Here is a 10,949-nt window from a genome sequence, read left to right on the forward strand (position 1 = left end):
GCGTTGCGGCCCCCGCGCCGACGCGATCGGGGCGTTCGTGTGCTGACGGCAGCAAAACCCTTCCGGGCACTCGGCGGTTTCTTCGCGATGTCGCTGGATACCTTCGTGCTGATGTTCCAACGGCCATTCGCGTGGCGCGAGTACGTCATCCAGACGTGGTTCGTCGCGCGAGTCTCCGTACTCCCCGCGCTGATGCTGACCATGCCCTATTCAGTGCTGCTGGTATTCACCTTCAACATCCTGCTCAATGAGTTTGGTGCGTCCGACTTTTCGGGAACCGGCGCCGCAATCGGCACCGTCAATCAGATCGGACCGATCGTCACGGTGCTGGTGGTTTCCGGGGCCGGCGCCACCGCGATGTGCGCAGACCTGGGCGCCCGCACCATCCGTGACGAACTCGACGCGCTGAGAGTGATGGGCATCAATCCGGTGCAGGCGTTGGTGGTGCCGCGCGTCCTCGCGGCCACCACCGTTGCTCTCGCATTGTCCGCATCGGTGATCATCGTCGGGCTCGCCGGCGCGTTCTTCTTCTGCGTCTACATCCAGAATGTGTCTGCAGGAGCGTTCATCTCGGGCCTGACGCTGCTCACCGGAGCCGGAGACGTGATCGTCTCACTGATCAAGGCAACCCTTTTCGGCTTGGCTGCAGGCCTGATCGCCTGCTACAAGGGGGTTTATGTCGGGGGTGGCCCCGCAGGAGTCGGCAACGCCGTCAACGAGACCGTGGTGTTCACCTTCATGGTGCTGTTCGCGATCAACGTCATCGTGACGGCGGTCGGTATCCAGTTCACGGTGTCCTGAGGTGATCAGATGAGCGCCGGCGTCCCGAGCAAGCCACTCGGTCGACTCCACCATGCAGTTGACGACTTCGCCGCGGGCTGGAACCGCATCGGTGGGCAGGTGCGTTTCTACGCCGAGACGGTGGCAGCGATTCCGGACGCGGTCGTTCATTACCGCACCGAGTTGTTGCGGCTGATCGCTCAAATGGGGCTCGGCAGTGGAGCGCTGGTCGTGGTCGGCGGCACCGTGGCGATCGTCGGCTTCCTGACCATGACGACAGGCGCTCTTGTTGCGGTGCAGGGATACAACCAGCTGGCGTCGGTGGGATTCGAGGCGCTCACCGGATTCGCCTCCGCCTTCTTCAACGTGCGGCTGATCGTCCCGGGCACCACGTCGGTGGCGCTGTCCGCCACGATCGGCGCTGCGGCGACTGCTCAGCTGGGTGCCATGCGGATCAACGAGGAGATCGACGCACTCGAGGTGATCGGCATCCGCAGCGTCACCTACCTTGCCGCCACCCGCGTGCTGGCGGGAGTGATCGTGGTGATCCCGCTGTACTGCGTCGCGGTGATGATGGCTTTCCTCGCAGCCCGATTCGGCACCACGGTGATCTACGGACAAGGTGCCGGTGTCTACGATCACTATTTCGGGACCTTCCTCAGCCCCACCGACCTCATCTGGTCCTTCTTCCAGTGTGTGGCGATGACGGTGGTCATCATGCTGGTGCACACGTACTACGGTTTCACCGCCTCCGGCGGACCGGCAGGTGTCGGGGAGGCAGTCGGTCGCGCGGTGCGTACCTCGATGGTTGTTGCCGCAGTGGAGATCGTGATGATCTCGCTGGCGGTCTACGGCCAGTCCGGCAACTTCAACCTGGCGGGTTAGCGTGCAGCCCCGTGCGGGAGGGCCCCGCCTCCACAACGCTTGGTGGACCGCGATTCTGCTCGTGATTATCGCGGCGTTCCTCCTCGTCACCACCGGAATCTACAACGGGACATTCCGCTCCTACGTACCAGTGACTTTGACGTCAGAGCGCTCCGGGTTGGTGATGGAGACCGGAGCGAAGGTCAAATTGCGCGGTGTCGAGGTCGGTCGGGTCCGCGCCATCGGTGGCGCGGACGCCGGGGCCAGCCTGGAACTGGATATCTACCCCGACCAGATCCAGTTCATCCCGGCCAATGTGCAGGCCCAGATCCAGGCTACGACCGCCTTCGGGGCAAAGTTTGTCGACCTGGTGTACCCGGCCGACCCGAGCACGGAAAGACTTGCCGCCGGTGCGGTGTTGCGCTCCATCAACATCAGCACCGAGGTCAACACGATCTTCGAGAACCTGTCCGATTTCCTGAAGATGGTTGATCCGGCGAAACTCAACGCGGTGCTCAGCGCCGTAGCGGAAGGCGTACGCGGCCGCGGCGAGAAGATGGGGCAGGCGACCACTGATCTGAACGTGGTCCTGACCGCGCTCAACGAGCGCAACGAAACCATCCGTCAGGACTGGCGGTCTTTCAAGAGCTTCAACGACACCTACGCCGCGGTCGCCTCCGACATCGTCACGATCCTGGATGGAGCAAGCACGACCAGCACGACCGTTGTGGATCATGCCGCCGGGCTGGACGCCCTGCTGCTCAACACCATTGGTATGTCGAGGGCCGGCACCGAACTCCTCGGTTCCAGCAAGGACAGTCTCGTCGGCTTGGTCGGGGCGCTGCAACCGACGACCAGCCTGCTCCACAAGTACAGCCCGGTGTACACCTGCTTCCTGCAAGGGGCGACGTGGTTTCTCGACAACGGCGGGTACGACGCCTGGGGCGGGGGCAACGGCCGGTCCATCCAACTCGATGTCGGCCTGCTCTTCGGCAACGACGCATACAAATACCCGGAGAATCTGCCCGTCATAGCCGCGAAGGGCGGACCGGGGGGCCGACCCGGGTGTGGTTCGCTGCCCGACGCCACCAAGAACTTCCCGGTTCGCCAGCTCATCACCAACACCGGCTGGGGTACGGGATTGGACATCCGGCCGAATCCTGGTATCGGCCATCCGTGTTGGGCCAATTACCTACCGGTGACACGCGCCAATCCCGAGCCGCCGAGCATCAGGCAGTGCCTGCCCGGGCCTGCGCCGGGCCCGGCGCCCACCCCGTCAGCGCCCGCCCCGTGACGCGACTGCACCGAGTTCAGGAGGAGATACCGTGAAGGACGACTTCAAGGGCGCGGCGTGGCGCCTGTCGGTGTTTCTGACAGTGTGCGCGTTGGCCACCTTTGCGCTGCTCACAGTCTTCGCCCAGTTTCGATTCGGTAGCGGCAAAAGCTATTTCGCCGAGTTCACGAACGTCTCCGGGCTCAAGGGCGATGACCTGGTACGGATCGCGGGGGTCGAGGTGGGCATTATCCAGGACATCTCGTTCAATCCCGACTCGACGGTCCGCGTGGAGTTTTCCGCCGACGATTCGGTCATGGTCACCGATGGCACGCGTGCGGCGGTCCGATACGACAACGTCATCGGCGGCCGGTATCTGGCGCTCGAGGAGGGGCCCGGAGGACTCCCGGCCCTGCCATCCGGTGGGACCATCCCGGTGACACGAACGCACCCCGCTCTCGATCTGGATTCGGTGATCGGCGGCTTCAAGCCGTTGTTCCGGGCGCTGGACCCCGGTCAGGTCAATGCTCTGAGCGGCCAGCTGATCTCGGCACTCGAGGGTCAGGGTGCCACGATCGGGTCTTTTCTCGAACAGGCGGCGATAGTGACCAACACCCTGGCCGATCGGGACGATCTGATCGGACAGGTCGTGGACAACCTCAGCGTGGTGCTCGGATCGCTGGGTAGCCAAACCGATCGCCTCGACATCGCGGTGGTGTCGCTGTCGGAACTGGTGCACGGGCTCGCGGAACGCCGCGTCGACATCTCCCACAGCGTGGCCTACATCGATGCCGCCGCGGGATCGCTGGCCGACCTGTTGGCCCAGTCTCGTCGGCCGTTCTCCACTGTGGTGCAGCAGACCGACCGCTCTGCCGCGATCGCCGTGGCTGACCACGAGTATCTCGACAGACTGTTCAACACCTTGCCGGACAAATATCGGGCGCTCGGGCGCCAGGGCATGTACGGCGACTTCTTCAGCTTCTACCTCTGCGAGCTCGTGTTGAAGGTCAACGGGAAGGGCGGCCAGCCGGTGTATGTGAAGATCGCCGGGCAGGACTCGGGGCGGTGCGCACCGAGATGAAATCCTTCGCCGAGCGCAACCCGTTGGTGATCGGGATCGTCGGTGCCGCAGTCGTTTCCCTGGCGGTGGTGGGAGCGCTGCAGTACCAGAACCTGCCCGTGGTCAACCAGGTCAATACGTACTCCGCCTACTTTGCCGATGCTGGAGGGCTCTTCACCGGTGCGACGGTCGAGGTTTCCGGCTATCCGGCGGGCAGGGTGTCGGGCATCGAGCTCGACGGTGCCGCGGTGCTGGTGCGCTTTACCGTCGACAAGAACATCGCCATGGGTGAGGCGACGCACGCCGGCATCAAGACGAAGAGTCTGCTGGGAACCAAGATGCTCGCCGTCGTGCCGCAGGGCGGCGGCCGCCTCGAGGGGCCCATCCCGATGAACCGGACGGTGTCGCCCTACCAATTGCCCGACGCCCTCGGCGATCTGGCCGAGACGATCAGTGGACTCGACACCGACCAACTGTCGGACTCTCTGTCGACGGTGTCGGAGGCGTTCGCCCACACCCCTGAGGAGCTCAGCGATGCGGTCCAGGGAATTGCGCGATTCGCCCAGACACTCAACAAACGAGACACCGAGTTACGCAGCCTGCTCGACAACGCAGCCAAGGCGACGGGAGTCCTGGCGCACCGCAGCGATCAGGTGGCCCGGCTCATCTCCGACACCAACGCGCTGCTTGCGCAGCTGCGCACCCAAAGTGATGCAGTCAGCCGCATCTGGACCAATATTTCCGCTGCGGCACAACAGCTCAAGGCGTTCATCGCCGAGAACCGCGAGCAGCTGCGGCCGGCGCTGGACAAACTCAACGGGGTGCTGACCATCGTCGACAACCGCAAGGAACGCCTTCAGGAGGCGATCACACTGCTCAACAAATACGCGATGTCGCTGGGGGAGTCGCTGTCCTCCGGGCCGTTTTTCAAGGCCTATGTGGCGAACCTGCTGCCCGGCCAGTTCGTGCAGCCGTTCGTCGACGCCGCCTTCTCCGATCTCGGGCTGGACCCGAGCGTGTTACCGCCGTCGCAGCTGACCGACCCCCAGACCGGTCAGCCCGGTACGCCGGCACTGCCGGTGCCCTACCCGCGCACGGGCCAGGGCGGTGAGCCCAGGCTGCACCTTCCCGACGCCATCACCGGCAACCCGGTTGATGGGCGTTACCCGTACCTCGAACCACTGCCCGCGCCGCCACCTGGCGGACCGCCGCCGGGGCCACCCGCGCTCGAACCGGTGGGACAGCGATGAGGGGGAGGCTGCGGCAAGCGCGCAAGGCGTTGGCTGCGGTGTTGGTGCTGACCCTGGCCGCCGGGGTGGTGGTCGCCGCCAGATCCGCAGACATGGTCGAAAGAACCTGGGTGACAGCCTATTTTGAGAACAGCAATGGCATCTTCGCCGGTGACGACGTGCGGATCCTCGGGGTGCCCGTGGGCCGTGTCGACAGGATCGAGCCGGAACCCACCCGTGCCAGGATCACCTTCTGGGTGGATCACCGCTACCCCGTCCCGGCCGACGCCAAAGCGGTGATCCTGTCTCCCCAGTTGGTGACAGGTCGGGCCATCCAGCTGACACCGGCCTACACCGAGGGGCCGGTCATGCAGACAGGTACGGTCGTCGGGCAGGAGCGGACCGCGGTTCCGGTCGAATGGGACGACGTCCGAGTTCAGTTGCAGCGCTTGACCAAACTTCTCGAGCCGACCGAACCCGGCGGAGTCAGCACCCTCGGCTCGTTCATCAACAGCGCCGCCGACAATCTCCGCGGCCAGGGCGCGAACATCCGTGAGACGGTCGTCAAGCTGTCCCAGGCGCTGACGACTCTCGGTGATCACAGCGACGACATCTTCGTCACCTTCCGCAATTTGTCGACCCTGGTCTCTGCGCTCCACGACAGTGCCGACCTCCTCGAACAGCTCAATCAGAACATGGCAGCGGTGACGTCGCTCGTGGCCGACGATCCGCAGAGGGTCGCGCGCACAGTGCAGGATCTGGCCGGGGTGATCGGCGACGTCAAGATGTTCGCAGACGACAACAGGGAGGCGATCGGCACCACGACCGACAAGCTGGCGTCCATCAGCACGGTGTTGGTCGACAGCCTCGACGATCTCAAGCAGACACTGCACATCGCTCCCGGCACGGTGGCGAACTTCCACAACATCTTCGAGCCGGCCAACGGATCGCTGACGGGTGCGCTGGCGGTGAACAACTTCGCGAACCCCGTCAGCTTCATCTGCGGAGCGATCCAGGCGGCGTCGCGGCACGGCGCCGAGCAGTCGGCGAAACTGTGTGCGCAGTATCTGGCACCCATCGTCAAGAACCGGCAGTACAACTTGCCGCCGATCGGGGAGAACCTGCTCGTCGGGGCGCAGGCCAGGCCCAACGAGGTCACCTACAGCGAGGATTGGATGCGCCCCGATCCTGTACCGCCCGCTGCTCCTGCCGAACTGCTGCCCGCAGAAGCGACCGATCCCGACTCCGGCCTGCACGGGATGATGGTGCCCGCCGACGGAGAGGGCTCATGAACCGCGCGTGCTGGCGTCGCATCGTCGTTGCGTCTGTGACGGTCGCTGTGGTGATGGCGTCCGCCGGTTGCGCCGGCTGGCAGGGTCTGAACTCGCTGCCGATGCCCGGCACGCAGGGCGGTGGGCCCGGGTCGTTCGTGATTCGGGCGCAGCTTCCCGACGTGAACAACATCCAGCCGAATTCTCGGGTCCGGGTCGCCGACGTGGACGTCGGCACGGTGACCGGGATCGAGCGCCAGGGCTGGCACGCACTGTTGACCATGCGGCTCAACGGCGATGTGGTCCTGCCCGAGAACTCCATGGTGACAATCGGTTTGACCAGTCTGCTGGGGTCCCTGCACATCGAGTTGTCGCCACCGACGGGTGTTGCGCCGCACGGGCGTCTGCGTGACGGGTCGCTGATCCCGCTGTCGAGTGGCGGCGCGTTCCCGAGCACTGAACAGACCCTGGCGGCGCTGTCGATGGTCCTCAACGGAGGCGGACTCGGCCACGTGCAGGACATCACCGAGGCGTTCTCGACCGCGTTCCGCGGCCGGGAGCAGGACGTGCGCAGCCTGGTCGGCCAGTTGGAGACCTTCACGCGCAACGTCAGCGGCCAAACCGGCGACATCATCGCCGCCACCGAGAGTCTCGACGATCTGGTCGGGCAGTTCGCCGCGCAGCGACCGGTGCTCGACCACGCACTGGACACCATTCCCGACGCGCTGGCCGTGCTCAACGGTGAGCGAGACGATCTCATCGACACCGCCGACCGATTCGGCACATTCAGCGCGCTGACCGTTGACACCGTCAACAAGACGAAGGACAACCTGGTTAGGGAACTCGAGGACATCGGCCCGGTGTTGACGGAACTGGCCGACGCCGGTCCCAGCATGACCCGGGCGCTCTCCTACATCCTGACCTTTCCGTTCCCGAACGAGACGATCGAGAAGTGGCAGCGCGGTGACTACGCCAACCTGACCGCGATCGCCGACCTCACACTCAGCCGGATCGATGCGGGCATGTTCACCGGAACTCGCTGGGAAGGCGATCTGACCGAGCTCGAACTGCAATGGGGCCGCACCATCGGGCAGTTCCCCAGCCCCTACACCCGCGCCAATCCGTTGACCGTTGCCTACCGCTGGGATCAGGGGCCCTAGATGCGACTCGACAGGCGAATGCAGATCCAGCTCGTGCTGTTCACGATCGTCGCTGTGGTCGCGATGAGCGTGATGGCGCTGCACTTCATGAAGCTGCCCGCCAAGCTCTTCGGTGTCGGCCGGTACACGGTCACGATGCAGCTGGCCCAAACAGGCGGTCTCTACAGCGGCGGCAATGTGACCTACCGCGGTACCGAGGTGGGACGGGTCGAAGCGGTGCGTTTGACCCCGGTGGGCGTGGAGGCCGTGCTGTCGCTGAAGTCCGGTATCGACGTTCCGTCCGACCTGCAGGCCGAGGTGCACAGCCAGTCGGCGATCGGTGAGCAGTACGTTGCGCTGTTGCCGCGCAACGGCGATGCCCGGCCACTGCGCGACGGCGACGTCATCACACTCGCGGACACGTCGGTGCCGCCCAACGTCAACACGCTGCTCGCCGACGCGAACGCCGGACTCAGGGCGATACCGCGGGACAATCTGAAGGTCGTCATCGACGAGTCTTACACGGCGGTCGGTGGGCTCGGCTCGGAACTGTCCCGGATCGTCGACAGTTCCACCGATCTCGCCATCGAGGCACGCGAGCACCTCGACCCGCTGATCACCTTGATCGACCAGGCGCAGCCCGTTCTGGATTCGCAGACCCGCACCTCGGAAGCGATCCAGGCCTGGGCCTCGCAGGTGGCCACGGTGACCACACAGCTTCAGGAGCAGGACCAGACCGTAGCCCGGGTCATCGACGACGGCGGCGCGACAGCAGATTCGGTGCGCCAACTCGTCGACCGGATCACGCCGACGCTGCCCCTCATGCTGGCCAACCTGGTCAGCGTGGGGGAGGTGGCGGTGACCTACCACGACAACATCGAACAGCTTCTCGTGCTGTTCCCGGCCGTCGTGTCGGCTGCTCAGGCCGGGCTGGTGGCCAACGTCGACACCAAACAGGATTACCGGGGCCAATACCTCAGCTTCAACCTGAACATCAACCTGCCGCCGCCGTGCACCACCGGCTTTCTGCCTGCGCAGCAGCAACGTTCGGCGGTGTTCGAGGATGCGCCCGAACGTCCTGCTGGCGACCTGTACTGCCGGGTACCGCAGGATTCGTCACTCAATGTCCGTGGAGCACACAACATCCCGTGTGCAACGCGGCCGGGGAAGCGCGCTCCCACGGCGGCGATGTGCGAGAGCGACGAGACCTATGTGCCGCTCAACGACGGGTACAACTGGAAGGGTGATCCGAACGCGACGGCGTCGGGGCAGCCGGTTCCGCAGCTTCCGCCGGGAACCGGGTCGGGTCCTGCGCTGCCTGCGGCCGCGTACGACCCGGCGACCGGTGGGTACATCGGGCCCGACGGTCGGCCCTACATCCAGGCAGACCTGGTCCCCGGCACTGCAGGGAACCAGACATGGCAGACGATGCTGCTACCGCCGGGGAGCTGATCAGTCAGCGAGTATCTGAAGCGCACCGGACGGGCACATCCTCACCGCGTTGCGGGCGATGTTCTCACTCTGATGCGGCACCTGCTCGGCGAGGAGCACCACGATGCCGTCCTCGTCCTGGTCGAAGACCACATCGGCGGTCATCACACAAACGCCTGCGGCCATGCAGATCTCCCGATCACCGGCGATCCTCAACGGGTGAACGCCTGCAGCGTGAGCGCGGAGTTCATGAAGTCCCGGAAGTGAAGCCAGCGACCGTCACGCAGCGTGATGATGTGTGCGAACTCCGATTCCCACTCGAAACCCGTGGCAAGTCGGCGGAACCGCTGGCGGCCCCAGGCCGCCAGGTCGTCACCCTGTGCGATGAACTTCCACGCCTCCATCTCGGTGATGGCGATCGTTTCACCCACCTTTGTGAAGAACGCCACGGCTTCGTCGATGCCGCGATAGTCACCCGCGTAGGGGATCGCGTCGACGCCGTAGTAGGTGATGCGCACGTCGGGGTCCATCAGATCGAGCGCAGCCGGGAGGTCACCCGCCGGCACCGCGGCGTAAATCGCCTTCGTCGCTTCGATATTGCGCGACTCAGTGACCGACGCGGTCATGACAGGTGCAGGGGGAGACGGACGAACGCGTGGGTCAGCAGGCTGGCCGTCTGCTTGGTGCCCGGATCGTCGGTCAGCGCGATCGTCTGATACCGGTCGAGAACCGCGTTGACCACGGCCACGACTTCCAGGCGCGCCAGGGAGGCGCCGAGGCAGAAGTGCAGGCCGTGCCCCATCGACAGCTGCTGGCGGATGTTGGGCCGGTCGATGTCGAGCACATCGGGGTCGGCGAACACCTCGGGGTCACGATTGGCGGAACCGAAGAACAGCGCCACCCACTCGCCCTTGCGGATCATCTTGCCGCCGACCTCGACGTCGCGGGTGGCGATGCGAAACAGCCGCTGTGGCGGTCCGTCCACCCGCATCGCTTCCTCGACGAACACGTTCACCAACGTTCGGTCGGCGCGCAACCGCGCGGTGATCTCAGGTCGTCGTGCCATCGCGTGCAGCAGGTTGCCGATCAGGAACGTCGTGGTCTCGCTGCCGGCGACCACCAGCGTGACGCAGAACCGGACGATCTCCTCCGGGGTGAGCCGTTGACCGTCGATCTCCGCGCGCAGCAGCGCCGAAATGAGATCCTGGGCATCGTCGACGTCGCCGGTCGGCGGGCGTTCGGCCAGCTGGGCGGTGTGCTCGGCAAGCCGGGTCGCGAACGTTGTCACCATCTCCTCGTTGCTGGCCATGCGTTCTTCCGGTGTCAGCGACGACGAGAGCATGAACGCGTTCGCCCACTGCTTGAACCGCACGTGGTCACCGTCGGGCAGTCCGAGCAGACGCACCATCGCGCGGGTGGGAATCTCGGCGGCGAACTCCATCACCTCGACGTCACCGTCACCCAGATCGTCGAGTAGCCGGGGTACCAGCTCGCCGAGCCATCCCTCGAGGCGCTTGACCCGTCGCGGCGAGAACGCCTGGCTCACCAGCTTCCGCTCCACCTCGTGTTTCGGCGGGTCGGTGTTGACGAGCATCAGGCTCGGCGCCGACGAGGCCTCCTGGAGCGGATCGCGTGAGGAGAACGTCGCGGTGTCCCGGGCTGCCTCGAAGATCTGGTCGTATCGGAAGAGCGCCCACGCCGTGACGGCCTCATCGGCACCGGGCACCGTTCCCGGCGGCCAGTCGCGATAGCCCGCCACGGGTGACAGCGGCCGTAGTTGCTCGTACAGCGGGTACGGGTTGGCGATGCCCTGCGCGGTGGACAGCAGATCCAGAGCCGAGACAGTGGTGGATGACATGGTCTTCAGCCTCTGTCAGCACAGGCGGCAAAACGATCCCCCGT

At 65.3% G+C, this 10,949-nt stretch carries 11 protein-coding genes; 8 read left to right on the forward strand and 3 right to left on the reverse strand.

What is annotated here, in order from left to right:
• Window positions 1-87 precede the first annotated feature (87 nt).
• Genes ABDC78_RS26885 through ABDC78_RS26920 form a run of 8 tightly spaced genes read left to right on the forward strand, consistent with a single transcriptional unit; the run spans window position 88 to window position 9,068 of the window.
• Complete coding sequence (locus ABDC78_RS26885) at window positions 88-801, forward strand: ABC transporter permease (RefSeq protein WP_178357214.1); 714 nt, start codon at window positions 88-90, stop codon at window positions 799-801.
• Between the two features lie 9 nt (window positions 802-810).
• Complete coding sequence (locus ABDC78_RS26890; RefSeq protein WP_178356935.1) at window positions 811-1,665, forward strand: ABC transporter permease; 855 nt, start codon at window positions 811-813, stop codon at window positions 1,663-1,665.
• Between the two features lies 1 nt (window position 1,666).
• Complete coding sequence (locus ABDC78_RS26895; protein ID WP_178356934.1) at window positions 1,667-2,938, forward strand: MCE family protein; 1,272 nt, start codon at window positions 1,667-1,669, stop codon at window positions 2,936-2,938.
• A gap of 31 nt (window positions 2,939-2,969) precedes the next feature.
• Window positions 2,970-3,998, forward strand: coding sequence for an MCE family protein (locus ABDC78_RS26900; protein WP_178356933.1), 1,029 nt, complete (start codon window positions 2,970-2,972; stop codon window positions 3,996-3,998).
• On the forward strand, window positions 3,995-5,227 hold the full coding sequence (locus tag ABDC78_RS26905; RefSeq protein WP_178357213.1) for an MCE family protein: 1,233 nt from the start codon (window positions 3,995-3,997) through the stop codon (window positions 5,225-5,227). The genes ABDC78_RS26900 and ABDC78_RS26905 overlap by 4 nt, the downstream gene beginning before the upstream one ends.
• Window positions 5,224-6,498 carry an MCE family protein gene (locus ABDC78_RS26910; RefSeq protein WP_178356932.1) on the forward strand — a complete coding sequence of 425 codons (1,275 nt, stop codon included), beginning with the start codon at window positions 5,224-5,226 and terminating at the stop codon, window positions 6,496-6,498. Before ABDC78_RS26905 ends, ABDC78_RS26910 begins: the two co-directional genes overlap by 4 nt.
• Window positions 6,495-7,637: an MCE family protein gene (locus ABDC78_RS26915; protein WP_178356931.1), complete on the forward strand. Its 1,143-nt coding sequence runs from the start codon at window positions 6,495-6,497 to the stop codon at window positions 7,635-7,637. The genes ABDC78_RS26910 and ABDC78_RS26915 overlap by 4 nt, the downstream gene beginning before the upstream one ends.
• A complete protein-coding gene (locus ABDC78_RS26920) occupies window positions 7,638-9,068 on the forward strand; it encodes an MlaD family protein (RefSeq protein ID WP_178356930.1) in 1,431 nt (476 codons plus the stop codon). It abuts the gene before it with no gap.
• Here the strand turns inward: ABDC78_RS26920 and ABDC78_RS26925 are convergent, their stop codons facing one another.
• From ABDC78_RS26925 to ABDC78_RS26935, 3 genes are read right to left on the reverse strand one after another with little or no spacing between them, the layout of a single operon-like run.
• Window positions 9,069-9,263 (reverse strand): (4Fe-4S)-binding protein, encoded by a 195-nt coding sequence (locus ABDC78_RS26925; protein ID WP_178356929.1) that lies wholly within the window; start codon window positions 9,261-9,263, stop codon window positions 9,069-9,071.
• Window positions 9,260-9,673 (reverse strand): nuclear transport factor 2 family protein, encoded by a 414-nt coding sequence (locus ABDC78_RS26930; protein ID WP_178356928.1) that lies wholly within the window; start codon window positions 9,671-9,673, stop codon window positions 9,260-9,262. Before ABDC78_RS26930 ends, ABDC78_RS26925 begins: the two co-directional genes overlap by 4 nt.
• Window positions 9,670-10,905 (reverse strand): cytochrome P450, encoded by a 1,236-nt coding sequence (locus tag ABDC78_RS26935; protein ID WP_178356927.1) that lies wholly within the window; start codon window positions 10,903-10,905, stop codon window positions 9,670-9,672. Before ABDC78_RS26935 ends, ABDC78_RS26930 begins: the two co-directional genes overlap by 4 nt.
• Window positions 10,906-10,949: the final 44 nt, after the last annotated feature.

Origin of the sequence: Mycobacterium sp. DL, assembly GCF_039729195.1 — a bacterium.
Taxonomy (GTDB): domain Bacteria; phylum Actinomycetota; class Actinomycetes; order Mycobacteriales; family Mycobacteriaceae; genus Mycobacterium; species Mycobacterium hippocampi_A.